Source organism: Thermobacillus xylanilyticus (assembly GCF_907165215.1).
Classification (GTDB): domain Bacteria; phylum Bacillota; class Bacilli; order Paenibacillales; family Paenibacillaceae; genus Thermobacillus; species Thermobacillus xylanilyticus.
Map to the genome: position 1 here is coordinate 806 of NZ_CAJRAY010000005.1, position 24,816 is coordinate 25,621.

Consider the following 24,816-nt stretch of genomic DNA (forward strand, 5'->3'; position numbering starts at 1 on the left):
CGGATTGGACGAATATGGTGCAAATGTGCACCAGGATGACGGGCCGAGGGCTGGATCGGGGAAATATGGTGCAAATGTGCACTAGGATGACGGGCCGAGGGCTGAATCGGCTGAATATGGTGCATAAATGCACCAGGATAGCCGGCCGAGGGCTGAATCGGCTGAATATGGTGCAAATGTGCACCAGGATGACGGGCCGAGGACTGGATCGGGGGAATATGGTGCATAAATGCACCAGGATAGCCGGCCGAGGGCTGAATCGGCTGAATATGGTGCATAAATGCACCAGAATGATGCGACCGAGCCGGCGACAAGCCGACGGCGGCCCCCGCGCACAAAAAAAACTGAAAGTTTCGAATTGACAAATCGCCGAAGCGGGAATATAATGAACAGCAATATCCACTGCACACATACCAAACGCGATGAACAGGAGCAGTAGGGTGCTGCCGGGATGCCGGCCGGGCGATGCAAGCCGCGGGCCGGTCAGAGAGCTGCGGGTCGGTGCGACGCAGCCGAAGGTGAACCTGAAACTCGCCTGGGAGCGGAGCGGCGGAACGGACGGCGCGCAAGGCCGCCAACTACGCCGTTACGGCTGACCCCCGTAATCGGGTGCATGCTGTCGCCGGATGGCGCGGCATGCGTGAGGTGGGCGCGCCGGCCGTTCCGGCACGGGCGCCAACAAGAGTGGTACCGCGCGGGCACGAAGCCTGTCGTCTCTTGAGCAATCGGAGACGGCAGGCTTTCTTGATGTTGAGGCCTCGCCGCGCGGAACATAACAAGCGAATCTCAATGAAACGCGATGAACGGGAGCAGTAGAGCGGTGACGGAACAGCCGCCGGCCGCCGCAAGGCGGAAGGCGGGCGCAGAGAGCTGCGGGTCGGTGCGACGCAGCCGAAGGCATCGCTCGAACTCGCCCGGGAGCGGGCGGATCGACACCGGCGCGGAGCGTACGGCCGCGCGGGGATAGGTCCGGCACGGGTTGACCGCCGTTACACGGTTGCCGGCGGCGAGAGCGGCACGCCCGGTCTGACTGCAGCAGACCCGGGCTGCGCGCCGCCGGCGCGGAGGGGACGCGGCCCGCAAGGGGCGCGTCAACAAGAGTGGTACCGCGGCATGCCGACCAACGGCCTGTCGTCTCTTGAACGAACGTTCGGAGACGGCGGGCTTTTTTTGATTCCGCCAAAAAAACATTCAGGAGGGGTTCACCATGACCAAATCCGTTAACCCGAGTGAAATGAAGCGCATCACGATCTTCGACACGACGCTGCGTGACGGCGAGCAGTCGCCCGGCGCCGCGATCGAGCCGGAACAGAAAATCATTATCGCACGCCAGCTGGCGAAGCTCGGCGTCGACGCGATCGAGCCGGGGTTCCCGGTCTCCAGCCCGGGCGAGTTCGCCGCCGTGCAGCAGATTTCCCGCGAGCTGCAGGGCACGGAGATCGTCGGGTTCGCCCGGGCCGTGCGCGGCGACATCGACGCCGCGGTGAAGGCGACGCAGGACGCGGCGCGCCGCCGGCTGCACCTGTTCATTTCGTCGTCGGACATCCACCTCGACTTCCAGCTGCGCAAGACGCGCGAGCAGGTGCTCTCGATCGCGCGCGAGATGGTCGCGTACGCGAAGCAGTTCGTCGACGAGATCGAGTTCTCGCCGATGGATTCGACCCGGGCGGGGATCGAGTTCGTCATTGAAATGGTCGAGGCGGTCATCGCCGAAGGGGCGACGATCATCAACCTGCCCGACACGATGGGCTACGCGATGCCGGACGAGTATGAAGCGCTGTTCCGCACCGTGCGCGCGCAGGCGAGGGGCGGGGACCGCGTCCGCTACAGCGCGCACTGCCACAACGATCTGGGGCTGGCGGTCGCGAACAGCCTCGCGGCGATCCGCGGCGGCGCGACGCAGATCGAGGTGACGGTGAACGGCATCGGCGAACGGGCGGGCAACTGTTCGCTCGAGGAGCTCGTCATGGCGATCGAGACGCGCAAGGACGCTTTGAAGGCCGAGACGGGCATCGACATCGCCGAAATTTACAACACGTCGCGGCTCGTCAGCCGGATGATGCATTTCCCGGTCGCGTTCAACAAGCCGATCGTCGGCCGCAACGCGTTCCAGCACGAATCCGGCATCCATCAGGACGGCCTGCTTAAGAACCGCGCCACGTACGAGATCATGGATCCCGAAGCGATGGGCATTCCGCGCAGCATGATCGTGCTCGGCAAACATTCCGGCCGCCATGCGATCAAGCATCGCGCGGCGGAGTACGGCATCGAGCTCAAGGGCGAGCAGCTCGACGAAGTGTACGCCGCGTTCAAGAAAGTCGCCGACGCGCAGAAAATCGTAACCGACGATCAGCTCCTGCGCATCATCGGCGAGTCGACGGACCGCCACGAAGATCCGTACACGCTGGTCGACCTGCAGGTGCTGTCCGGCACGCAGCGCGCCCGCATCGCATCCGTGACGATCCGCGAAGGCGGCACCGGCAAAGAGCGCACCTGCTCCGCCATGGGCGCCGGACCGATCGAAGCGGTCATCAACTGCATCAAGCAGGTCATTCCGGCGGCGGCAGAGTTCGAGGATCTTGAGCTCCACTCGCTGTCTTCGGGCGAGGACGCGCACGGCGAAGCGGTCGTGACGGTGCTTCACGGCGGCCGGCGCTATCGCGGCACGGCGATCCACAAGGATATCATTCTCGCGGTGGCGCAGGCGTTCGTCGGCGCGTGCAACCAGGCCGTCATCCGGACGGGCATCCGCGACAGCGAAGCGGAGGAACAGACGGGCTGATCAGCGACGGGCTGGCCGCCCGTCTTTTTTGCGTCCGGAACGGAATTTCCGCCTCTTGCGCATCCGGGTTTGCCCGTCCATGATTCCGAGTGTGCACAAAGTTATCCACATATCCACTGAAAAATGTGTGTAAACGCCGCCAATGCAGGCGGGGTGTCGAATGCCGTCGTTTTGCAAACGGGGACAAGTTTTTCACAAGCGAATTGTGGATAATGTGGACAATGTGGGTGAAATTCGCCTCTTTCGGCCGGCTGCGGTATGAAAATGATGAAAACCGTGCCGTTCTAAGACCGGAAAACCGTCAGTATCGCGTGAATTGATGCACAATTCAGGGGATAGTGTGGATGAATTTGTGGATAACGGGGTTTTCCGCAATGTGGAAATGAAACGTGAGAGCGGGTTGTCGAACCGTCGGGTCGTCCGTCAGGGCTCCTCTGCTTGCGAGACGGTCGAGTTCGACTGCAAATCATTTTTTACCATTTAAATGCCTTGACGCCGCCGATCAAGAGGTGTAGAATCAGAAATCTGATGCTCGGGACGGATGTGGTCCCGAAGCCGTCGCTTCCCGCAGCATCAACAGAATCAACGGTGGTAGGAAAGGAGCGTATTCCTCATGTCTTCCGCAGCAACCGGAGCGAAACCGGGCGGATTGTTCGGCAACCGGTTTTTCCAGACCATCCTGTTGTCGAACGTCTTGCTGCAAATCGGAATCTGGGTTCGCAACTTTGCCATATTGATGTATGTGACCGATATGACGAATTCGGACCCGGTCGCGATCGCACTGATTTATGTGGCGGAATTCCTTCCGATCTTCCTGTTCTCGTTCATCGGCGGGACGTTCGCGGACCGGTGGCGGCCGAAGCGGACGATGATCTGGAGCGATTTCCTGTCGGCTTTATCCGTCTTCGTCGTGCTGGCGACGCTCGCCGCGGGCGTGTGGCAGATGATTTTCTTCGCGACGCTGGTGTCGTCCATTCTGTCGCAGTTCTCGCAGCCTTCCGCGATGCGCATGTTCAAGATTCATCTGCGTCCGGATCAGCTGCAGCAGGCGATGGCGTTCTTCCAGTCGATGGTCGCCATTTTCATGGTCGGCGGTCCGTCGCTCGGCATCTGGATGTACCACGAGTTCGGCATCAACGATTCGATCGCGGTGATGGGCGTCGCATTCCTGCTGTCCGCCGCGGTGCTGATCCGGCTGCCGGAGACGCCGTCAGGCCGGGAAACCGGCGGAGAGGCGGCGGTTCCCGGAGCGCCGCAGCAAGCGGGAAGTTTCTGGAAGGAACTGGCCGAAGGTTTTCGGTATGTCTGGCGCAGCCCGGTGCTCCGCACGCTGGGCCTCACGTTCGCGCTTGCCGGCATCGGGGTCGGCATGGTGCAGCCGCTCGGCGTATTTGTCGTAACGGAGAAGCTCGGGAAAACGAAGGAATTTCTGCAGTTCCTGATGATGGTGAACGGGGTCGCCATGCTGATCGGCGGCGGGCTGATGGCCGCGCTGTCGCGCCGCATCCTGCCGCAGAAGCTGCTCGCGCTCGGCATGTTCGTCGGCGCCGTCACCACGCTCGGGATCGGTCTGTCCGAACAGATCTGGCTGACGCTGGCCTTGCAGTTTATCGGGGGACTTTCGTTCCCGGCCATTCATATCGGAATCAGCACCATGATTCTCCGCTGGTCCGACGAGTCGATCGTCGGGCGCGTGAACGGCGTCCTCAACCCGATGTTCATGGGCATGATGGTCGTCATGATCGCCACGGGCGGAAGCCTGAAGGCGTGGTTCCCGATCGAGGTGCTGTATGCGGCCTCCGCGCTCGCCATGGTGCTCGGAACGGCGGCGCTGGCGACGATCTTCAAGCATCAGCCGCCGGAACAGGCAACCGCCCAGGCGGTGCAAGGCATGCCTTCGCATTGATCCCCGGTTGCAAGACAAGAGAGCCCGCATCCATAGGATGCGGGCTTTCGTCATGCTGCGAAGAGGTTCACGAGGTCGGCGGCTCGCCGTCTGTGCCATCGGGCAGCGTGCCGGGCGGCCGGCGCTTCAGCCGGCCGGACCGGTACAAGGCTTCGCGGAGCAAATATTCGATGTGCGCGTTCACGCTGCGGAATTCGTCGTTCGCCCACTGCTCGATCGCGCGGTAGACGTCGGGATCGAGCCGCAGCGGGAACGCTTTTTTCGTACTGGCCATGACGGATGGTTACGAGTAGAGCGTTCCGGTGTTGATGACCGGAGTCGCGGAACGGTCGGAGACGATGGCGACCATCAGATTGTTGACCATGGCGGCGCGGCGCTCGTCGTCCAGCTCGATCCCGTTCTCGATCAGCTTGCGCAGCGCCATCTCCACCATGCCGACGGCGCCTTCGACGACTTTCTGCCGCGAGGCGACGATGGCCATCGCCTGCTGCCGCTGCAGCATCGCGCTCGCGATCTCCGGCGCGTAGGCGAGGTGGCTGAGCCGGGTTTCAAGGATTTGCACGCCGGCGACATCCAGCCGCGCCTGCAGCTCACGCAACAATTGCTCCGCGATTTCGTCCGTGTTGCTTCGCAGCGAGACGGCCGTTTCCTCGGAGAACGAGTCGTAGGCGTACTGGGTCGCGATATGGCGAATGGCCGTTTCGCTCTGGATTTCGACGAATTCTTCGTAGTTGTCCACGTCGAACGACGCCTTGGCCGTATCGACGACCCGGAAGACGACGACGGCGCCGATCTCGATCGGATTGCCTTCCGCATCGTTTACTTTGAGCCGCTGGCTGTTGAAGTTGCGGACGCGGAGGGAGATTTTCTTGCGGCTCGAGAACGGGACGGTCATCCAGAATCCGCTTTCGAGAAGCGTGCCGACGTACCGGCCGAAGAAGGTGAGTACTTTCGCTTCGTTCGGATGGACGATGACGAGCGAAGTGACAATAATGAAGGCGGCGAACATCATGACAACGGCGGCCAAAATGGCTGCCGGGTGCGGGGCGTCCGAACCGCTTGAGGCCAGGACGAACAAGCCCCCGACCACAAGGACGACCGCAAGGAGCAGCGCGACAAAACCGTTCAGTTTCCATGCCTTTCTCTCTTTCATGGCGTGGCCTCCTTCTCGGATGCGATATGGTTTTGATATTTATATGATATCACTTTTTGAAATGAATGGCAACCATTACGAAACCTTACGGCGGTTGTTTCGTATTTCAGGTCAGAAGCCGATTGTTGGATCATTCCGGAGAAGGGGGCGCCTTGATGAAGGATTGGTCAAGTTCCGCGACGGACGGTGCTGACCGGGAAATCCGGCTTGCGGTCGATATCCGCTCCGCCGGCTATGAAGCCGGCAAGACCGTCATCCGCGACGTGCGGTTCGCGGTGGAAGCCGGGAAGCTGGTCGGGCTGATCGGCCCGAACGGCGCGGGCAAAAGCACGACGATCAAGTCGGTGCTCGGCCTGCTCGCCTGGGTGGACGGCGACATCCGCTTCGGCGGGGAAACGGGGCGGTCCGGAGCGTCCGCACAGCCCGGCGAGTCCGCGCATTCCGGAGCGTCAGGGCAGTCCGGCGGGACGAGCCGGTCCGGGACGGGGCGGTACGCCTATGTGCCCGAGCAGCCGGTTTTCTACGAGTATTTCACGCTGTGGGAACATCTGCGGCTGGCCGCGTCTGCGTTCGGCCTCGCGGAAGAGGTGTTCGCGCCCCGGGCCGAACGGCTGCTGGAGCGGTTCCGGCTGCTGGACCACCGGCATGAACTGCCGGCGAAGTTCTCGAAGGGCATGCAGCAGAAAATGATGCTCGCCATCGGCCTCATGCTCGAACCGGACCTGTACATCGTCGACGAGCCGTTCATCGGGCTGGACCCGCATGCCGTGCGGGATCTGCTCGACATGCTCGAGGAGGAGCGGCGGCGCGGCGCCGGCATTCTCATGTCGACGCACGTGCTGGATACGGCCGAGCGGATCGCGGACAGCTTCGTGCTGATGGACGGCGGCACGGTCGTCGCGCAGGGCGGGCTGGACGAAGTGCGGAAGCAGGCCGGGCTGGGCAAGGAGGCGCCGCTGTTCGACTGCTTCCTGGAGCTGACGAAAAGATGACAACGGACATGAAACGTTGGACGCCTGGCCGGCTGCTCCTTGCGCGGATCATCCGTTTCTGGCGGGAGCAGCTCCGGATCTGGAAGACGGTGGGGGACTGGACGGTCCTGCTGTACATCGTGGTGCCCGGGGGATGGATTCTGGGCGGGCTGTGGCTCGAGATGCTGCGCGAGCCTCCGGCGTGGCTTAAGGCGCTGCCGCCCGAACTCGCGCTGGTGCTCTTCGTGCTCCTGATGTTCGCGGGGCGGCTGCGCACGTTTCTGGAAGAGGCGGATGTCTTGATCCTGCTGCAGCGGCCGAGCTGGATCCGGACGCTCAGGCTGGGCGGCGCCGTCTACACGCTGGCCGTTCAGGCGGTCACGACCGCCCTGCTGTTCACGCTGCTGCTGCCGTGGCTCAGGCTGCACGACGCCTTCGATGCGGGAGGCCTCGTGCTGTGGGCCGTCTTCACGCTGGCCTGCCGATTGCTTACGGCCGCGGTCGTCCGGCTGGCCGCCTCGCGGCTGCGCGGATGGAAGCTGTGGACGGCGGACACCGCCCTTGCTTGCGCGTTGATCGCGTTCTACGTGACGCCCGTGCTGACGGCGGACGGCAGCCTTGCGGTGATGGGCTGCTGTACGGCGATTGCGTTCGCCATGTGGGCGGCTGCCATCGCCTGTGTGCTGCGAAGGCGCAGCGGGTACGAGGCGGATCTGGCGGCGGAGCGGCAGGCCCGGGCGGCTTCGGCAGATTTTCTGCTCTCCGCCGTCGTGGAGAAGAAGCCGGTGCCGAAGTGGAAACGGCCGGCGCTGTTTCCGCGTTCGGGGCGCATCCTGCGTTCTTCCGATCCCGGCGCCATGCTGGCCGAGATGCGGATCAAGTCGTTCGCAAGGCAATTTCGGCATTTGGGGCAAGTTTTCCGGCTCCTCGCGATCTCGACTTTTGCGCTTGTTTCCGTGCCGGGGTGGCTGTCGCTCATCCTGGCGGCGCTGCTGATGATGTTTCTCGGCTCCTGGATGCAGCGGGAGTGGCGGGAATGGATGGACGAACCGTTCATCGCGCAGTTCCGCTGGGAGGAGGCGGCGATCCGGCGCGGCGCATCGCTGTCGCGGTTCTGGCTCGTGCTGCCGGCGGCCGCATGGTTCGCGGCCGTCGCCGGCTGGCAGTTCGCCGGCTGGGCGGGGCTGCTCCCGGCCGTTCCGGCGGGCGTCGGGCTGTGGGCGCTGATCAACGCGGCAATGATGGATCTCGCCGTCACGAAGCGCCGGAGCGGCGCCGGGGAAACCGGGGATGCGGAGGTCCGGGAAACGCCGGAAAGTTGAGTTAGACCGCACATGGCAGGACGGCGCGGGTGAAGAAGAATGGCGCGGGCTTGGGGCGGGTATGTTTTGCGCAGGATCGGGGAATGGTATAGCCGCCATCAAATCCACGACGGGAAGGAGCTTGAACGTGGCGCGCGGCAATGGAGTCCGATTCGACTTTCCCGATGAGCATCAGGCGGCCCTCGCGTTCTCCCTGTTGCAGGAGCTCGGATACGAACCGGAGCGGAACGGACGCGGGGTAAACATCCGCCTGGACGGCAACGACCTGGTCTCGGCGATCGAGATCGCTTCGGCGCACGGCGGCGAGCTGGCCGGAGCGGCGGGAACGAACGCGGAAGAATCGCTCACCTCGGCCTACGGCATCGACGAAATTCCGATTCCGGCGCATGTGGTCGATCCGGATTGGCCGGATGCGTGATGGTTGAGTGTGATGCGCAGGCAGTGAAATTCACGGTTCATCCGTTACAGGGCCATGGCAGTCTCTCCCGCTGCAGATGATGAATGGGGAACGCATTCCGGTCGGGAGAGCGGATCATGGCTTTATTGTTTTTTTCGGTGGATGCGTTTGCAAACAGGCGAAAACTGTCCCCCAAGGGTGAAAGCCATCGCCTTTGAAAAAGAGCGGGATTGGGATAAAATAGATCAAATCGAACGGGCGCACGGAGGAGACCGGATGGCAAGGGTTTGGTTGGCGGCTGTGTTTGTTGTTCTTCTCACTTTGGCAAGCGCTTGCAGTCCGACAGGGGATTATCAGATTCTCTACGATCAGGACGAAGAACGATCCGCGAAGGAGCGGCATCCGGACCGTCAGTATACGATTGCGGTGGTGCCGAAACGGGAAGGCCTCGATTATTTCGAGGCGGCGAAGGACGGCGCGTTCGAGGCGGCCAAGGAGCTGGGGGTCAACGTTTTGTTCAGGGGGCCGGAGACCGCGGATGCGGACGCCCAGATCCGGGTCATCGAGGAGTTGATCGAACAGGACATCGATCTGTTGGCCGTATCGTCGAACGATCCGAAGAAGCTGCTGCCCGTCCTGAAGCGGGCATCGGACAACAACATCGCCGTCATCACCTGGGATTCCGACACCGACGAGGAGGGCCGGGCCTTCTTCATCAACATGGTGGATCCCGAAACGCTTGGGCGCCACCTGATGGATACGCTGGCCTGGAGTACCGGGGAGCGGGGGAAGTTCGCGATCATGACCGGATCGCTCTCTGCCGCAAATCTGAACGAGTGGATGCACTGGATCAAGGTGCAGCAACAGGAATACTACCCGAACATGGAATTGGTCGAAATTGCGGCCAACAACGACAGTTACGAGGAGGCGTATGCGTCGGCGGTCCGGCTGCTGGAAAGCCATCCCGATCTTGCGGGCATCATCGGCAACTCGTCGGTCGGCCCGCCGTCGGCGGCGAAAGCGGTCAAGGAGGCGGGGAAGCAGGGCGAGGTGAAGGTGGTCGGCCTGTCGACCCCGAATCTCATGCGCGACGCCCTGCATGACGGCACCGTGCAGGTCATTACCCTGTGGAGCCCGAAGCGATTGGGCTATCTGACCGTCGCCCTCGGCAAAAACCTGCTGGACGGCACGCTGCCGTATGACGGCCAATTTGTCAACAAGGTCGGCAACGTCCGGGTCAAGGGGGACATGGTGATCATGGGAGAGCCGCTTGATTTCACGAAGGATAATGTGGACCAGTATGATTTTTGAACGCATCCGCCGGCTGCGATTCCGCAGTTTCCGGCTCAGCACCAAGCTGATGATCACGTATCTCCTGCTCACCGTTGTCCCGATCTCCATTCTCGGCGCCATTTCCTATTATCAGTACAGGAAATCGATCGAACAGCAATTCGGCGAGCACATGCCGAGAACCTTGCAGCTGGCCAACATGGCCATTGAAAAGCGGATGGACGAATTCGCGAGTCTGCCCGATCTGATCTACAGTTCCAGCGAGATCATTTCGATTCTGCGCAAAGAGGACTACGGCAACCAATCCGAAAAGCTGCAGGACGAATTCATCGTGAACAACTATCTGACCCGGACTTACATCAACGGGAACAATCCCGACATTATCGGCGTGTTTATGGCGACGCCCGACCGGCTGTTCGCGAGCACGCGGATGAATTATGCGGGCACCGAGCCGGGGCAGCGGCACTTTGATCTCGGCCACCCGCTGGACGAAAACGGCAACGCCAAACTGCTGTTCCCGAACGAACTCGATTTGCGTTTCGAGAACGGGCGTCCCTACCTGCTGTTGATGAAACAGATGACCGATTTCGACAACCGGAGAAGCCTCGGCACGATGTTCCTGGCGATCCGGCTCGATTTCATCGAGAGCGTGCTGGGCGAACTGGAGAATCCGGAAGCCGCCGAAATGTGGGTCATGGACCGTGAAGGCGCGATCATCTACCATACGGATCAGACGAAAATCGGCGGCACCGATCCCCGGTTGGGCGAATATCCGGTTCTGAACGGCAGCTTCAAATCGTTCACGGGAAATGAACCCCGGGTCGTCAGTGTGAACCAATCGGACCGCTACCAGTGGGTGATCGCCCACAGCATCTCTTCCGCCGCCTTGACGGAGCGGACGGATTTTTACCGGAATGTCACCATTGTCGTGTTCATCGTTTTTGCCATCATCACGTCCGTGCTCTCAGTGATTCTGGCCCTGAATGTCTCGCGCCCGATCAAGCGGCTGAGCAGCCTGATGAAGCATGTGGAGCTGGGCAATTTCTCGGTCGATCTGAAAGCGAATTCCCGGGACGAAATCGGGCTGCTGGCCCGCAGCTTCAATTCCATGATCGCGAAGATCCGCGAACTGATCCAGCAGAACTACTACATCGAAATCCGGCAGAAGGAAGCGGAGCTGTACGCCTTGCAGACGCAGATCAATCCCCATTTCATCTACAACACGCTGGAGACGATCGGCATGGCGGTGGAAGAAGAGGAAACCGAACAGGTCGTGCATATGGTGACGGTGATGGGGAGGATGCTTCGTTATTCGCTCGGCAACGATTCCCGGCTGGTGCGGATCGAAGACGAGGTGCAGCATGTCCGGGATTATCTTGTCATGCAGAAGTACCGTTTCGGCAGCCGCGTCGATTTCGACATCGCCCTGAATGTGGACGGATCCCGGCTGCACACGCCGAAGTTCATCCTGCAGCCGGTTGTGGAGAACAGCATCAAATACGGGCTGGAGTCCGTCCAAGGCGTGCGGATTGCCGTCGCGGTCAACCGGGAGTTCGGCGCCGCCAGCGGAAAACAAGATATCGTGTTCCGCATCCGGGACAACGGGCCGGGCATCGCGCCGGACAGACTGGCCGGGCTCCTGGCGACGATCCGTTCCAACAGCCTGGTCCACGGGAAGTCGGGTGTCGGGCTGAAAAATGTGCACGCCCGCATCGTCATGATGTTCGGCGGCGAATACGGGCTGCAGGTGGACAGCATCCACGGCGGCGGAACGGAGGTCATCATCCGGATTCCCGTCATCGAGTCGGCGGAAAGCGCCCAAGAACTTAACCAGGGAAGTGAGCGGCACCATGCAATCAATCCGAACGATCGTGGTGGATGACGAGGCGTTCATTCGCCGGGGCATCGAGCGTCTGGTGCGGTCCTGCGGCGAACCGTTCGAGATCCTCTCCGGTTTCGACAACGGCAGGGACGCCCTGAATTACCTGCATGAAGTGAACGGCGCCGTCGATCTGGTCATCACCGACGTGAAAATGCCGGAGATGGACGGGGTGGCCTTCATCCGGGAAGCCAGAAAGCATTACGATTTCTTCCCGCTCTTCATCAGCGGGTACGACGATTTCGAATATGTGCACGCCGCCATGCTGCACGGCTCGGTGGATTACTTCCTGAAGCCGATCGACCGGGACCGGTTCCGCATCCGCATGGCGGAAATCCGCAAGCGGATCGCCGAGGCGCGCGAAAGCCGCTACCGGCTGGCCGACATGGAGAAGAAAGCCGAACGGCTGAAATCAGCGAGACAGACGCAGCTTCTGAAGGATGTCATGTCGACGGAAGCGGATTTGTCCCGCCTTGGCTATTGGGTGGAGGAATTTCCGGATGGCCGCTATGTGCTCCTGAACATCGCGCTGGATGCGCTGCCGGCCAAGGCGAGGCATTATACCGACAAGGACTGGAAGGCTTACTCGTACGCCTTGGAGAACATCATAGACGAAATTACGAGAACCGCGCAGAAAGCTCCGTTTGCCGGCGGCTGGTGGTGGAGGGGGAACGCCGATCACTGGGTGCTGCTCCATGCGGGCCGATCCGCCGATCCCGGCTTTGTCGCGTCAGAAGCCTTCGCCGCTGCCGAGCAGTACTGCCGGGCGGTGCGGACCTACACCCCGTTCACCGTGTCCGTCGCCGTAAGCGACATGGTGGAAGACCTGTACCTGCTCCGCGAAGCGGGGCAGAGCACGATCGGCCTGCTCAACTATCGCCTCGTGTTCGGCGGCAACCAGGTGTTCACCTCCCGCCTCGTCGGGCAGACCGGCGCCTATTCGCTGGATGCCGTCGATCCGGGCTGCTACCGGACGGTCAAGCGGATCGTGCAGGCGGTCCGGCAGGCGGACGACGGGCAGGCCGCCGCCCTGTTGAACCGGTTCTTCGATGACCTCGCCAGACTGGAGTCGCCGCGGCTGATCCAGTGGCTGCTCCAGTATTTGACGATCCAGATTCATGCCGTGTGGATGGAGCATGCGGAAGACATCGGAGCGGCGGATTCGCCGGAGGAGGAATTGAACCGGATCAAACTGGCGGCAGGCCTCGGCCAGATCAAGCAGGAAGTGAAACGGCTCGTGCTGCGGACGACGGACGCCATCCGGCAGCACCGCCGGGAAGACGCGGCCAAGCCGGTGGAACTCGCAAAAGCCTGGATTCTGGAACATCTGGACGAGGAGATCACGGTCAAGAAGGTGGCGGATCACGTTTATCTGAATCCGACCTATTTCTGCAAATGCTTCAAGACGCAGACGGGCGAAACGGTGCTGGATTACGTCACGCGAATGCGGATGGAAAAGGCGAAGGACATTTTGCGGGACCGGAGTCTGAACCTGCAGGACGTCAGCCGGCGGGTCGGCTATCAGGACGCCAAATATTTCAGCAGGCTGTTCAAACAGTGGCACGGCCTGTCGCCTTCGCAATACCGCGAGCGGCTGCGGCTGGAGACGTGAACGGGACAAATTCACAGGGCCAACGTGCGGCCAGGGCGATTTCGCCCTGGCCGCTTTGCATTTTCCGAAAAGGCGAAGATCGTCCCCGGAAGGCGAAGGTTGTCTCCTGTCGCCTCGACCGGCCCTGCGGTATGTTGTGGGAGGAACGCGAGTACGAGCGGAAACGGGGGATCGGGATGGCGGAATTTGTGCTCGAACTTAACGGGATCACGAAAACCTTTCCCGGCGTCAAGGCGCTGGACAATGTCCATTTCCGGCTGAAGCCCGGCGAAATCCACGCGCTCATGGGCGAGAACGGAGCGGGCAAGTCGACGTTCATCAAAATCATCACCGGGGTGTACCGTCCGGACGAGGGCGACATGCTCGTGAACGGACGCAAGGTGGAGCTCAAGGGGCCGAGGCACGCGGCCGAACTCGGCATCGCGGCGATCTACCAGCATGTGACCTGCTATCCGGATTTGACGGTGACCGAGAACATCTTCATGGGCCATGAACGGGTCGAAAAAGGAACGCGAAGGCTGCTCTGGAAGGAGATGCACGAAGAGGCGCAGCGCCTGCTCGACGAGCTCGGAGCCGATTTCCATTCGCGAATGACGATGGGGGCGCTCAGCGTTGCGCAGCAACAGATTGTGGAAATCGCCAAGGCGCTGTCCGCCAACGCCAAGATCATTATCATGGACGAGCCGACGGCGGCGCTCACCGTCAGGGAATGCGAGCAGCTGTACGCCATCACGGAACGGCTCAGGGCGGGGGGCGCGTCCATTATCTTCATTTCCCACCGCTTCGAGGACATGTACCGCCTCGCCGACAACGTGACGGTGTTCCGGGACGGGAAATACATCGGGACGTGGGGCGTGCACGACATCTCCAACAAAGATTTGATCGTGGCCATGGTGGGCCGCGAGGTGACGCAGCTTTTTCCGAAGAAGGAGACGCAGATCGGGGATGAAGTGCTGCGGGTGGAAGGGCTCGGGGCGACCGGGTACTTCGCCGACATCAACTTCAGCGTCCGCAGGGGCGAAATCGTCGGGCTGACGGGATTGGTCGGATCCGGACGGAGCGAGGTGTGCCAGGCGATCTTCGGGATCGGCCCGCGGGACCGCGGCAAAATCTACGTCGAAGGCCGCGAGGCGTCGATACGCCGTCCGGCGGACGCCATGGCGCTCGGAATCGGATATTTGCCGGAAGACCGCCAGAAGCAGGGGCTGATCCTGAACTGGGAAATCGCCGGCAATATCACGCTCCCCGCCCTGCGGCGGCTGGCCCGGATGGGCTGGATCCGGAGGAAAGCGGAATGGTCCGTCGCCAAGATGCTGGCGGAAAAACTCGGCGTGAAGGCGACCGGAATATTCGACCTCGTCGGCTCCCTCTCCGGCGGCAACCAGCAGAAGGTGGTCGTGGCCAAATTGCTGACGTCGGAGCTGAAAGTATTGATCCTGGACGAGCCGACCAAAGGCGTCGACGTCGGGGCCAAATCGGCCATTTACGAAATCATCGGGGAGCTCGCGGCGCAAGGATACGGCATCCTGCTCGTTTCCTCCGAAATGCCGGAGGTGATCGGCCTCAGCGACCGGATCGTGGTCATGCGGGAAGGCCGGATTACCGCGATATTGGACCGGTCGGAAGCGACGCAGGAAACCATCCTGGAAGCGGCGATGGACGACAGCACCCGTGAAACGGGCGCATCAGCCTGATCCGGAGGAGTTGAGAAACACGATGGCGGATAAACCGATGGCGCAGCAGGCGGCGCAGGCCGTTCCGTCGGGCGGGGCGGTGCGGCGCGCTTCGCTCAGCGTCCACATCATGCGGTTCCGGGAATTGGGCCTGCTGGGCTTCGTTGTCTTGCTCGCCCTGCTTGTGCAATGGCGGAATCCGAGTTTTCTGACGCTGGAGAACATCAACGATTTGCTGCGAAATGCCGCGATCCTGAGCATTCTGGCCCTCGGCATGATGCTGGTCATCGTCACGAGGGGGATCGACTTGTCCATCGGGGCGACGCTGGCCCTGTCCGGCATGATCACCGCGCTGACGGTCAGCGCCAACCCGGGAATGCACCCGATGGCGGCGCTTCTTCTCGGAACGGCGATCGGGCTCGCATGCGGCTCGCTGCTCGGATGGTTCGTCGCGAGGCTCGGCATTCTGCCGATCATCGCGACGCTGGGCATGATGAACGTGTTCCGCGGACTGACGTTTACGATCAGCGGCGGCAAATGGGTCAGCGCCCACCAGATGCCGGATTCCTTCACCGGCATCGCCACCGGCAGCATCCTGGGCATCAATACGCTGATTTTCATCGCGATTGTGGCATACGCGGTGTTCCACTACTTCGTCAATCATACGCGAACCGGCAGGCAAATCTATGCGGTCGGCAGCAATCCGGAAGCCGCCGTCATCAGCGGCATTCCGAAGGAGCGGCTGCTGTGGCTCGTCTACGCGATCATGGGCGCGCTCTCGGGATTGTGCGGCGTGCTGTGGGTCGCCAAGTTCGCCTCCGCCCAGGGCGACACGGCCATGGGCTACGAGCTTACGGTCATCGCGGCGTGCGTGCTCGGCGGCGTCAGCATTGCCGGCGGAGTCGGGAAAGTGTCGGGCGTGCTGGTGGGATCGCTGCTCATCGGCATGCTGAACAACGCGCTGCCGCTGCTCAACGTGTCGCCTTTCTGGCAGACGGCCATCCAGGGCGGGATCATCCTGCTGGCCGTGCTTGCCAACGTATGGGTGAAGCGGAGCGTCGACCGCAACCACCTGTTGAGGAGGAGGATCTAGATGATGGAGCCGCGCGTTTTGTCGGACAGAAAAGCGTTTGACGCCAAACGGTTCTTTTTGCAATGGGAATGGATGCTCCTCCTGCTGCTTGTCGCCGTCAACGTGATGAACGCGCAGATTTCCCCGTATTACCTGGATTTCGCCAACCTGCGGGATGCGACGATGGCATTCCTCGACAAAGCGTTCATCGTGCTGCCGATGGTGCTCGTCATCATCCTGGCGGACATTGACATTTCCGTCGCCTCCACCGTCGCGCTGTCCTCCGTCGTCATGGCGGATCTGTACAACCGGGGGGTGCCGATGGAGCTGGCGATCGTCATCTGTCTGCTCACCGGAACGCTGTGCGGCCTCCTCAACGGATGGCTCATCGTGCGCTACCGGGAACTGTCGGCCGTCATCGTCACGTTGATCACGATGATTGTGTACCGGGGCATCGCCTATGTCATTCTGGAGGATCAGGCAGCAGGCCATTTTCCGGAGTGGTTCGGTTTTCTCGGATGGGGTTACGTGGCCGGCGTTCCATTTATTCTGATCGTCTTTGTCATTTTCGCGGTGCTGTTCGGTCTGCTGCTGCACAAGACCACATTCGGAAGGCACGTCTACGCGATCGGCAACAACCCGACGGCAAGCCGTTTTTCAGGGGTTCCCGTTGACCGGGTCCGGATGATCGTGTTCACGCTGACGGGATTCATGGCGGCTGTCACCGCGCTGTTTCTGACCTCCAGGATGGGAAGCACGAGGCCGAACATCGCCAACATGTACGAACTGGAAGTGATCGCCATGGCCGTGCTCGGCGGCATCAGCACGGCGGGCGGCAAAGGGCGCATGATCGGCGCAATTCTGGCCGTTTTCCTGATCGGGCTGCTGCGGTACGGGCTCGGCCTCATCAACGTGAATGCGCAGACGCAACTGATCATTATCGGATCGCTGCTGATTGCGGCCGTTGCCGTTTCGAACCTGCGGCGCAACAAAGCGTGACGGGCGCCCGGCGCGGATTCGCCGGCCGGGCAAGCGTGAGCGGGATACCGGGCGGCCTGCCGCTTTGGTATAGAGAATAGCAGGAAAAGGGAGGATTAAAAAATGAAAAGAAGACTCATCCTGATGCTGATGTTCCTTCTGTCCATCTCGCTGCTGGCGGCTGCATGCGGCGGGAACAACAACTCCGGCAATACCGGCAATTCCGGCGCGTCCGGCACGGAAGGAAACTCGTCCGGACAGGCTGAAGCGAAGGACGACACGCCGAAGAAGCATGCCATCATCTTCAAAAATGCCGGGAACCCCTACGGGGAAAAGATGATCGAAGGCTTCCGGGAAGCGATGGCCGAATTGGGCCACGAGGTGATTGCGAAGGCGCCGGACCAACCGACGGCCGAAGCGCAAATCCAGATCATCGAGGAGCTGATCGCGCAGAAGGTGGATTCCATCGCCATTGCCGCCAATGACAGCGACGCGTTGGAGCCGGCGCTCAAGAAGGCGATGGATCGGGGCATCAAGGTGCTCTCGCTGGACTCCGCGGTCAACGCCAACAGCCGGCTGGTGCATGTGAACCAGGCGGATCCCGAGCGCATCGGCCGCACGCTGATTCAGGCGATCCACGAAATGATCGGCGGTGAAGGGCAAATCGCGATTCTGAGCGCGACGAGCCAGGCGACGAACCAGAACATCTGGATCGAATGGATGAAGAAGGAACTCGAAAATCCGGTATACGCCAATATCGAGCTGGTCAAGGTGGCCTATGGGGACGACCTGCGCGACAAGAGCGTGTCGGAAACCGAAGGGCTGCTCAAGTCGTATCCCGATCTGAAAGGCATCATCGCGCCGACCACGGTGGGGATCGCCGCCGCCGGAAAGGTGCTGACCGACAAAGGGTTGAAAGGCCAGGTGCAGTTGACCGGTCTGGGTCTGCCGAGCGAAATGGCGGAGTACATTGAAAGCGGCGTCTGCCAATGGATGTATCTGTGGAACCCGATCGATGTCGGCTATCTGGCAGCGTATGCGGCGGATGCCCTCGTCAAGGGGGACATCACCGGCGCCGTCGGCGAAACGTTCAAAGCCGGCCGGCTGGGCGAGAAGAGCATCGTCCGGGACGGGGAGGACGGCACCCAGATCATGCTCGGCGATCCGTTCCGATTCGACCAAAGCAACATCGCGGAATGGAAAAACGTGTATTAATCCCGCAACTCCCCGATTCCGCCCATGCGGCGGTTCGGGGAGTTTTTTCAGTTTTCGCTCCCCGGGCCGGCCGCAAGCTCCGCGGCGCTCTTGCCGGCCGAATAGCCGGTCGCGAACGCCGCCGTGATGTTGTAGCCGCCGGTGTAGCCGTGCACGTCGAGAATTTCCCCGCAGAAGAAGAGCCCCGGCATCAGCTTCGACTGCATCGTGCGCGGATCGACTTCCTTCAGCGAGACGCCGCCGCCGGTGATGAACGCCTGCTCGAGCGGGAGCGTGCCGTTCACCAGGATCGGCATCGCCTTGATCAGCCGGGCGAGCGACCGCAGCGCCTGGCGGGAGATGTTCGCGCACGCGGTGTCGGCGGCGATGCCGGCCAGCCGGAGCATCAGCAGCAGGAGCCGCTCCGGCATGAGCGGGCGCAGCGCGTTCTTGACCGCCCGCTTCGGTTCGGCGGCGGCGAGCGCGTTGAGTTCGCCGTACACGTCCTCCTCCGTCTGCTCCGGTTTCAGGTCGAGCGTCAGTTTGACGGGGGCGCCGCCGTTCTTCTTCCGCTCCTTCACGACGAACTGGCTGCAGCGGAGGGCGATCGGACCGGACAGCCCGAAATGGGTGAAAATCATGTCGCCTTCATGCCGGACGATCGTCCGTCCCCGCGCGTCCCATACGGACAGGGCGACGCCGCGCAGCGAGACGCCCTGCAGCTCGCGGCTCTTGATCCACGGTTCGTTCGAGGTGAGCGGCACTTCGGTCGGATACAGTTCGGTGATCGTGTGGCCGGCTTTTTCCGCCCAGGGATAGCCGTCGCCGGTCGAGCCGGTATGGGGGACCGACTTGCCGCCCGTGGCGACGATGACGGCCCGGGCCCGCAGCACGCTGCCGTCCTTGAGCTTGACGCCGGCCGCCGCGCCGTCTTCATAGAGCACGTCCGCCACCGGCCGATTCGTCCGAAGGTCGACACCCAGCTCCCGCGCCCGGCCGATGAGCGCCCGGACGACCGTCTGCGCGCTGTCCGTCACGGGGAACATCCGGCCGTCGTTCTCTTCTTTCAGCTTGATGCCGAGCTTCTCGAAAAAGGCGATGATGTCCCGGTTCGAGAACACCGAAAACGCGCTGTACAGGAACCGCCCGCCGCCCGGAATGTGGCGGATCAGCTCGTCCAGCGGTTTCGCGTTGGTGACGTTGCAGCGTCCGCCGCCCGAGATGGCCAGCTTGCGCCCGAGCTTGTCCCCCTTGTCGAGCAGCACGACCCGGGCGCCCCGTTCCGCCGCGGCGATCGAGGCCATGAGGCCGGACGGCCCGCCGCCGATGACCAGTACATCCGCATCCATATTGTCTTGCCTCCTTCAGGGTTCCGGCCGGGCTTGCCAGCAGTACGGAATGAAAGCGATAATGATAATAGAGGAAATTCGTCCCGAATGCAAAAAGGATTTCCGCCAGCCGTCCCATTTTCTCGAACAGGAGGTCATCGGAATGGACATCGTGACCGAAACGCTCACGCTGCCGACGGAGGACGGCGTTCACCTTCATGTGAGCGCCTGGTTGCCGCCCGATGCCGTGCGCGGCGTCGTCTGCATCGTGCACGGCATGGGCGAGCACGGAGGGCGATACGCCGATGTGGCGTCGGAGATGGTCCGCGCCGGGCTGGCGGTCTACGCCGTCGATCAGCGCGGCCACGGGCTGACCCCCGGCGTACGGGGACATGCGCCGTCCGCCGAACGGCTCGCGCTGGACGCCGCCCGCTTCGTCGGCATGGCCGGAGCACGGCACCCGGGGTTGCCGCTTTTCCTGTACGGCCACAGCATGGGCGGCAATGTGGCGCTCAGCTGTGCGATCCGCTGCCGGCCTCCGATCGCGGGGCTTATCCTGACCAGTCCATGGCTGCGGCTCGCTTTTGATCCGCCGCAGGGTAAGCTGCGCATCGGCCGCGTCGCCGCGGCGGTCTGGCCGAGGCTCACGTTGTCCACCGGCCTGGGGCGCGTGCTGTACCGCAACAATCCGCTGCAGAGCGAATTGGACAGCCGGGATCCGCTCCTGCACAACCGGATTTCGGCGGCAATGTTTTTCTCCATACGCGATGAGGGGGAGCGTTCGCTGCGGGAAGCGCGGCGGCAGCTTCGGGTGCCGGTGCTGCTGCTGCACGGCACGGAAGATACGGTAACGTCGTTCGCCGCCAGCAGGGAATTGGCGGAGACGCTGCGCGGGCAATGCGAGTTCGTGGCGTGGGAAGGCGGTTGGCATGAGCTGCATAACGATGTGGACCGCAAGGAAGTGCTGGATCGGATCATCGGCTGGATCAATGGCCGGATCCAGGCGTGCAGCGAGTGAAAACGGCGTGGGCGGAATGATGTAACGTGGATAGCACGCTACAGCGAGTTGAGACGGGCTCGCGGGGATGCTGTAGCGTGGATAGCACGTTACAGCGGGTTGAGATGGGTTCACGGGGATGCTGCAGCGTGGATAGCACGTTACAGCGGGTTGAGACGGGCTCGCGGGGATGCTGTAGCGTGGATACCGCGTTACAGCGGGTTGAGATGGGCTTGCGAGGATGCTGCAGCGTGGATACCGCGTTACAGGGCATTCCCGGGCACGAAATCATGTTTTGAAATCGGGAGAGGGAGAACGCCTTTGCCGGAAGTCATTGAAATCGGCGGTCTTGCGCTGAACGGCATGCTGCTGACCGCGCTGATCGCGGCGCTCGCCGGATACGGGGCGCTGCGGCTGTGGACGGCGCGGGCGCGCGCAAGCCGGTCCGGTCCCTGGGGCGACCTGACGGCCGGCGCAGCGGTGATCGCCATTATCATCTGGAAATTCGGCGTGCTGTTCCGCGAACCTTCGCTGCTGTGGGAACAGCCGCGCCTTCTGCTCGTCATCATCGGTTCGGGAACGGAGGCGGCCGCGGGATTGGCTGCCGCCGGCGTGTATTGGATCTGGCAGGCGCGCCGGAAAGGCGTCGGTTTCCTGCCGGCGCTTGATGCGATGGCGGTGACGGCGGCCGGCGGGCTGCTCGTCTGGAATCTGCTGTCGGCATTTGAGTACCGGTGGGGATATGCCGCCGTATGTGCGGCGCTGCTCGCGATCTTGATCGGAAGGCCGGCGCCGGCCGCGGGACAGGCAGCGGGAGAGACGCCCGGCAGCGCGGCCGTGCTGGCCGGCTATGTGCTCGGCGCAGGCTGCCTGACCGTCAGCCTGTTCGCCGTTCCGCCGCCGTGGGTGCGGCCGCCCATGCTGGCCGGGCTGACGAGCACGCAGCTGCTCTTCATCGCCGCCGGCCTCGCGGCGGCGGTGCTGGACGCATACAAGGACAGAACAGGATAACGTCGGCCGGCGGGGGCATACTAGCCTCGGAAGGAGGCTCTCGCATATGGCCGAACAACAAGACCGGCGCGAGCGCAAGAACGAGACGTACGAAGGGCCGAGCGCCGGCGGCCGGAGAAAGCAGGACCGGTCGGCGGCGGACCCGGCCGGCGCGGGCTACGACAAGAAAAACGACGGGCCGAACCGGCCTTCCGTCTGAAGCGGGGTGAGCGCCATGAATCGGAAACCGGATGAGCGGCCCGAGCGCCAATCCCGGCCGCGCAAACCCGCCGCCAGGAAGGCGGACCTGAACGGGACGGGCGATCCGGAGCTCGATCCGTTCGAGATCGAATTTCTGCCCGAATTCCGGGAAGGGCGCGGACCGCGCGGGCCGTTCGTGAACGAGTTCGGCGTCGTCATCGGCGACCATGACTATGCTTCGCCGAACTCGCCGCTCGAGAACTGGTCGACCGACACGGATCCGTCCGTGATGAGCGGCGACCAGTGGGTGCATCCGTTCAAGGACATCGGCTTCCGCACGGCGGAGAACCGGCGGCTGTTCGAAGAAGGGATCCCGCCCCAAAGCGGCATTTTCATGCATCCCGACAAGGATGTCGCGTATAAGGCGCATCGGACGGACGCTCCGCACGAAGGCTCGATGGGAGAAGATACGGGGCAATCGGACTGACAGGCGGTCCAGGCCGGACCGGCGAACGGTCCGGTTGCTTTTCTTTTGCGGCCGGTCGGGGGTATAATAGTTTCCAAATCCCGTTGGAGGAGTGAGCGCAATCATGTCGATGTCGTTTGAACGATATATGCTGGACATGATCCAGCCGATGCGCGACGAATTGACCAGCATCGGCTTCAAGGAACTTCGGACGCCGGAGGAAGTGGAGGCGCATCTGCCGAACGCGAAAGGGACGACGCTGGTCTTCGTGAACTCGGTGTGCGGTTGCGCGGCAGGCCTGGCCCGTCCGGGCGCAAGGCTGGCGCTGCAGCATGAGGTGAAGCCGGACCATCTGTTCACCGTGTTCGCCGGCCAGGACAAGGAAGCGACGGCGAAAGCCCGCGAATATTTCGCGCCGTATCCGCCGTCCTCGCCGTCGATCGCGCTGATGAAAGACGGCGAACTCGTCCATTTCATCGAGCGTCACCAGATCGAGAACCGTTCGGCCGAAGAGATCGCGGCGGACCTCATCGCGGCGTTCGACCAATACTGCCGCTGACGGCGCGCCGGAGGCGAACGGGATGAGCATGCAGCAGGAGATCATCGCCAAGCTCGGCGTGAAGCCCCAGATCGACGTCGAACAGGAGATCCGCAGACGCGTTGATTTCCTGAAGCAGTATGTGAAGGATGCCGGCGCGACCGGCCTGCTGATCGCGATCAGCGGCGGCGTCGACAGCGCGACGGCGGCCGCCCTGTGCAAGCGGGCGACGGACGAGCTGACGGCGGAGACGGGCCGGGAGTACATGACGCTCGGCGTGTTCCAGCCCTACCACAAGCAGGAGGACATCGAGGACAGCTACGCGGTGGCGAAGGCGCTCGGCCTGAAGTACACGGTCGAGACGCAGATCGGCGACGCGGTGGACGAGATCGCGCTGGAGGTCGAGCATGCGTTCAAGGCGATCGGCCGGCCGCGGCATCTGAGCAAGGAAGCGAAAGGGAACGCGAAAGCGCGGACGCGCATGGTCGTCCAGTACGCGCTGGCGTTCGACCTGAACCTGCTCGTTGTCGGCACAGACCACGCGTCCGAAGCGATCACCGGCTTCTACACGAAATGGGGCGACGGCGCGGTCGATCTGACGCCGCTCAGCACGCTGAACAAGCGCCAGGTGCGGCAGCTCGCCCGGGCGCTCGGCGTCCCCGACCGGGTCGTGGACAAGGCGCCGACCGCCGGGCTCTGGGAAGGGCAGACCGACGAAGGCGAGCTCGGCATTTCGTACGAAGACAACAGCGACTATCTCGAAGGCAAGGCGATCGACCCGAAGGCCGCGGCGGAGCTCGAGCGGCGGTATCGGGCCACCGAGCACAAACGCCGGCCGATTCCCGGCATCTGAAGATACCAATCGATAAACGGTCCCTCATCGGAGGGGCCGTTTTTCTATCTGTTCCGCAAAACGGATGCGCCCGCTTAAATCGGCGGGCCAGCCGTTTTTCTATACTTGACAATTTGGTGTCCAGCCATTATTTTTTAGTTAACAAAAAAGTTTGCTCAAGACAAAAATATTTGTCCAAATACACCTTAGTTGCGCATGTACATAAAATGGAGGGGTGGACGAAGCCATGTTCAAGCAGAGAATAAGCAAATCCACGGGACGGGCGTTCGCGCTTCTGGCGGCCATGCTGATGCTTGCGGCATGCGGATCGGGAGCGGGCGGAGGCGCCGAAGGCGGAGCCGGATCGGCCGGCGCAGACGGGAGCGGGGCGGACGGCGCCATCCGCGTCGTGACGACGATCGCCCAGATCGCCGAGCCGATCTCGGTCATCGGCGGCGGCAGGGTTCAGGTGACGAGCCTGATGGGACCGGGCGTCGATCCGCATCTGTACCAGGCGTCGCAGAGCGACATCCGGAAGCTGGGGAGCGCGGACATCATTTTCTGCAACGGGCTGCACCTCGAGGCGAACATGCTGCGCGCGTTCGAGGAGATCGGCAAGAGCCGGCCGGTGCTGGCCGTCGGCGAAGCCATTGCGGAGGACCGGCTGCTCACCGACGAGACCGGAGCGGTCGATCCCCACGTCTGGTTCGACATCGATCTGTGGAAGGAAGCGCTCGGTGCGGCGGTGGAGGAGCTCAAGAAGCTGTCTCCGGACGACGCGGAATTTTTCGAGGCGAACAAGCGGGACTATTTTGCGAAGATGGATGAGCTGAAGGAAGAGGCGGTGCGGAAAATGGCGTCCGTGCCGGAAAAGCGGCGGGTGCTGGTGACGGCGCATGACGCGTTTGGTTACTTCGGGCGGATGCTGGGCCTGGAAGTGGTCGGTCTGCAGGGGCTGAGCACGGAGGACGAGATCGGGCTGAGCGACATCGAGCGCACGATCGGCCTGCTCGTCGAGCGCCGGGTGCCGGCGGTGTTCGTCGAGAGCAGCATCAACCCGAAATCGATCGAGGCTGTCATCGAAGGCGCGAAGGAGCGGGGGCTGAACGTCCGGCTGGGCGGCGAGCTGTTCTCCGACGCGATGGGCGGCGCCGGCACGGAGGAAGGGACGTATCTCGGCATGTTCCGGCACAATGTGGACACGATCTATGAGGCGCTGACCGGGGAGGAGTGAT

At 62.5% G+C, this 24,816-nt stretch carries 23 protein-coding genes; 20 read left to right on the forward strand and 3 right to left on the reverse strand.

The window, feature by feature from the left end:
* Positions 1-440: 440 nt before the first annotated feature.
* The 3 genes from KJQ12_RS00945 (at position 441) to KJQ12_RS00955 (ending at position 4,688) form a co-directional block, all read left to right on the forward strand.
* Positions 441-596 (forward strand): hypothetical protein, encoded by a 156-nt coding sequence (locus KJQ12_RS00945; RefSeq protein WP_213483108.1) that lies wholly within the window; start codon positions 441-443, stop codon positions 594-596.
* A gap of 638 nt (positions 597-1,234) precedes the next feature.
* On the forward strand, positions 1,235-2,782 hold the full coding sequence (locus KJQ12_RS00950) for a 2-isopropylmalate synthase (RefSeq protein WP_041853934.1): 1,548 nt from the start codon (positions 1,235-1,237) through the stop codon (positions 2,780-2,782).
* Positions 2,783-3,395: 613 nt separating this feature from the next.
* Positions 3,396-4,688, forward strand: a complete 1,293-nt coding sequence (locus tag KJQ12_RS00955) for an MFS transporter (protein ID WP_213483109.1) — start codon at positions 3,396-3,398, stop codon at positions 4,686-4,688.
* Positions 4,689-4,755: 67 nt separating this feature from the next.
* Here the strand turns inward: KJQ12_RS00955 and KJQ12_RS00960 are convergent, their stop codons facing one another.
* Together KJQ12_RS00960 and KJQ12_RS00965 are read right to left on the reverse strand one after the other, a co-directional pair.
* Positions 4,756-4,962 (reverse strand): type II toxin-antitoxin system antitoxin, encoded by a 207-nt coding sequence (locus tag KJQ12_RS00960; protein WP_015255803.1) that lies wholly within the window; start codon positions 4,960-4,962, stop codon positions 4,756-4,758.
* A gap of 9 nt (positions 4,963-4,971) precedes the next feature.
* Positions 4,972-5,841: an SPFH domain-containing protein gene (locus KJQ12_RS00965; protein ID WP_015255802.1), complete on the reverse strand. Its 870-nt coding sequence runs from the start codon at positions 5,839-5,841 to the stop codon at positions 4,972-4,974.
* A 155-nt stretch (positions 5,842-5,996) separates the two neighbouring features.
* Here KJQ12_RS00965 and KJQ12_RS00970 point away from each other — a divergent pair, with 155 nt between their 5' ends.
* From KJQ12_RS00970 to rhaS, 10 genes are all read left to right on the forward strand, one after another.
* The gene (locus KJQ12_RS00970; RefSeq protein ID WP_213483110.1) at positions 5,997-6,833 is read left to right on the forward strand and encodes an ABC transporter ATP-binding protein; all 837 of its coding nucleotides are present in this window, start codon (positions 5,997-5,999) and stop codon (positions 6,831-6,833) included.
* An 8-nt stretch (positions 6,834-6,841) separates the two neighbouring features.
* Positions 6,842-8,134, forward strand: a complete 1,293-nt coding sequence (locus KJQ12_RS00975) for an ABC transporter permease (protein WP_157373582.1) — start codon at positions 6,842-6,844, stop codon at positions 8,132-8,134.
* A gap of 127 nt (positions 8,135-8,261) precedes the next feature.
* Positions 8,262-8,552 carry a hypothetical protein gene (locus KJQ12_RS00980; protein ID WP_213483111.1) on the forward strand — a complete coding sequence of 97 codons (291 nt, stop codon included), beginning with the start codon at positions 8,262-8,264 and terminating at the stop codon, positions 8,550-8,552.
* A gap of 255 nt (positions 8,553-8,807) precedes the next feature.
* Positions 8,808-9,842 (forward strand): autoinducer 2 ABC transporter substrate-binding protein, encoded by a 1,035-nt coding sequence (locus tag KJQ12_RS00985; RefSeq protein ID WP_015255798.1) that lies wholly within the window; start codon positions 8,808-8,810, stop codon positions 9,840-9,842.
* Entirely contained in the window at positions 9,832-11,703 is a 1,872-nt protein-coding gene (locus tag KJQ12_RS00990) for a sensor histidine kinase (RefSeq protein WP_213483112.1), read from the forward strand. The genes KJQ12_RS00985 and KJQ12_RS00990 overlap by 11 nt, the downstream gene beginning before the upstream one ends.
* Entirely contained in the window at positions 11,672-13,312 is a 1,641-nt protein-coding gene (locus KJQ12_RS00995; protein WP_213483113.1) for a helix-turn-helix domain-containing protein, read from the forward strand. Before KJQ12_RS00990 ends, KJQ12_RS00995 begins: the two co-directional genes overlap by 32 nt.
* A 176-nt stretch (positions 13,313-13,488) precedes the next feature.
* The gene (locus KJQ12_RS01000; protein WP_213483114.1) at positions 13,489-15,006 is read left to right on the forward strand and encodes a sugar ABC transporter ATP-binding protein; all 1,518 of its coding nucleotides are present in this window, start codon (positions 13,489-13,491) and stop codon (positions 15,004-15,006) included.
* Positions 15,007-15,028: 22 nt separating this feature from the next.
* The gene (locus tag KJQ12_RS01005; RefSeq protein ID WP_015255794.1) at positions 15,029-16,078 is read left to right on the forward strand and encodes an ABC transporter permease; all 1,050 of its coding nucleotides are present in this window, start codon (positions 15,029-15,031) and stop codon (positions 16,076-16,078) included.
* Positions 16,079-17,056 (forward strand): ABC transporter permease, encoded by a 978-nt coding sequence (locus KJQ12_RS01010; RefSeq protein ID WP_015255793.1) that lies wholly within the window; start codon positions 16,079-16,081, stop codon positions 17,054-17,056. It abuts the gene before it with no gap.
* A 102-nt stretch (positions 17,057-17,158) separates the two neighbouring features.
* Positions 17,159-18,250: a rhamnose ABC transporter substrate-binding protein gene (gene rhaS / locus KJQ12_RS01015; protein ID WP_213483115.1), complete on the forward strand. Its 1,092-nt coding sequence runs from the start codon at positions 17,159-17,161 to the stop codon at positions 18,248-18,250.
* A 47-nt stretch (positions 18,251-18,297) separates the two neighbouring features.
* On the opposite strand, the gene KJQ12_RS01020 is transcribed toward rhaS, so the two are convergent.
* Complete coding sequence (locus KJQ12_RS01020; RefSeq protein WP_213483116.1) at positions 18,298-19,578, reverse strand: BaiN/RdsA family NAD(P)/FAD-dependent oxidoreductase; 1,281 nt, start codon at positions 19,576-19,578, stop codon at positions 18,298-18,300.
* 142 nt (positions 19,579-19,720) lie between these two features.
* On the opposite strand from KJQ12_RS01020, the gene KJQ12_RS01025 reads away from it, so the two are divergent.
* From KJQ12_RS01025 to KJQ12_RS01055, 7 genes are all read left to right on the forward strand, one after another.
* Positions 19,721-20,575 carry an alpha/beta hydrolase gene (locus tag KJQ12_RS01025; RefSeq protein ID WP_213483117.1) on the forward strand — a complete coding sequence of 285 codons (855 nt, stop codon included), beginning with the start codon at positions 19,721-19,723 and terminating at the stop codon, positions 20,573-20,575.
* A 300-nt stretch (positions 20,576-20,875) separates the two neighbouring features.
* The gene (locus KJQ12_RS01030) at positions 20,876-21,565 is read left to right on the forward strand and encodes a hypothetical protein (protein WP_213483118.1); all 690 of its coding nucleotides are present in this window, start codon (positions 20,876-20,878) and stop codon (positions 21,563-21,565) included.
* A 46-nt stretch (positions 21,566-21,611) separates the two neighbouring features.
* A complete protein-coding gene (locus tag KJQ12_RS01035; RefSeq protein ID WP_015255788.1) occupies positions 21,612-21,764 on the forward strand; it encodes a hypothetical protein in 153 nt (50 codons plus the stop codon).
* 15 nt (positions 21,765-21,779) lie between these two features.
* Positions 21,780-22,232, forward strand: a complete 453-nt coding sequence (locus tag KJQ12_RS01040) for a DUF3905 domain-containing protein (RefSeq protein ID WP_015255787.1) — start codon at positions 21,780-21,782, stop codon at positions 22,230-22,232.
* Positions 22,233-22,335: 103 nt separating this feature from the next.
* Positions 22,336-22,770: a BrxA/BrxB family bacilliredoxin gene (locus KJQ12_RS01045; RefSeq protein ID WP_015255786.1), complete on the forward strand. Its 435-nt coding sequence runs from the start codon at positions 22,336-22,338 to the stop codon at positions 22,768-22,770.
* Between the two features lie 22 nt (positions 22,771-22,792).
* On the forward strand, positions 22,793-23,602 hold the full coding sequence (gene nadE / locus KJQ12_RS01050; protein WP_015255785.1) for an ammonia-dependent NAD(+) synthetase: 810 nt from the start codon (positions 22,793-22,795) through the stop codon (positions 23,600-23,602).
* 226 nt (positions 23,603-23,828) lie between these two features.
* A complete protein-coding gene (locus KJQ12_RS01055) occupies positions 23,829-24,815 on the forward strand; it encodes a metal ABC transporter solute-binding protein, Zn/Mn family (RefSeq protein ID WP_213483119.1) in 987 nt (328 codons plus the stop codon).
* Position 24,816 lies beyond the last annotated feature (1 nt).